1 pseudogene is annotated in these 1154 nt (G+C 59.6%); it reads right to left on the reverse strand.

What is annotated here, in order from left to right:
• Window positions 1–15 precede the first annotated feature (15 nt).
• Window positions 16–925: pseudogene (locus ACVOK8_RS19125) on the reverse strand (IS110 family RNA-guided transposase).
• Between the last annotated feature and the right edge of the window lie 229 nt (window positions 926–1154).

Below are 1154 nucleotides of genomic sequence, written 5' to 3' on the forward strand. Positions count from 1 at the left end.
GTAGCAACTGTCTTGTCAGCCGGAGGCCATAGCGGCCTCCGCATCTCGTTTACGAGCATTGAGGATGACCAGCATCTTTCTCATAACCGCGACCAAGGCCACCTTGCCGGGCTTGCCTTGGCTGATCAGCGAGTCGAAGAACTCCCGCAGCCTTGGCTCGTAACGTCTTGCGGTCAGGGCGGCCATGTACAGCGCCTCTCGGACGACGGCGCGACCTCCGGTGATGCTTCGCCGGCCTTTCCAGGTTCCGCTCTCCCGATTCATCGGGGCCACGCCCACCAATGCTGAGATCGCTTTGCCGCTGAGCTGGCCCAGCTCCGGCAGCTCACAGGCAAGCGTTGCCATCAGAACCGGCCCTGCGCCCTTGAGATTGGCAAAGTTTTTCCAGCCTTTTTGCTCCCCCAGCAATTCGCTGATGGTTTGATTCAGCTGTTTTATATCGCTGCTGATCCCCTGCAGATGCTTGTTGACCATCGCAATCAGGGTGGCATCGTTGAAGCCACGCAGACGTTGTCGTTCACTCACACGCATCTGGACCAGATGCCGACGGCGCAGGCAAAGCTCGCCCAAACGACGCTGCCACGGTGCTGGTGGTACATAGCGCGTCAACTTCAGCACATTGGCCATATGCGCCAGGACCGAGGCATCAATGCGTTTTGGCAAGCCTGCCTGTAGCCGTGGCGAAGCTGCGGCCCCGGCCAGGGTTGATGCGTACCACCGGTAGTCCAGCGTCGTGCAGTGCGTCCAGCGCCTTCTGCTCATAGCCGCCACTGGCTTCCAGTACCACCTGTTTGACCGGCCATTTTCGTAGCCATCGGATCAAGCTAGCGAAGCCGCTCTTGGTGTTCTTGAACTGCCGAAACGCCTGTTCATGAACTGCTACATCCAGGGTTTCACCACTTACATCAATCCCGATCCCAAACATGGCGCAACTCCGCTAGGCTGACAGGGCCGAGAGCTCCCCCCGCTTGCCCAGTCTTATCAGTGCGAGCGCCATACTCGACCAACTGTTCGGGCGGATCAGGGAGAAACCGGCGCGGGGATCCTTGCTACCAAGCGATCGAAAAGACCTAGTGCCGAACGGTCGCCCGCGCCGGGCTCTCGGCACCTAAGGTGACAGACTGCTAAGAGATAAGTGCCGAGCCATGCTCGGC

This window comes from Stenotrophomonas sp. STEN083 (genome assembly GCF_056759195.1).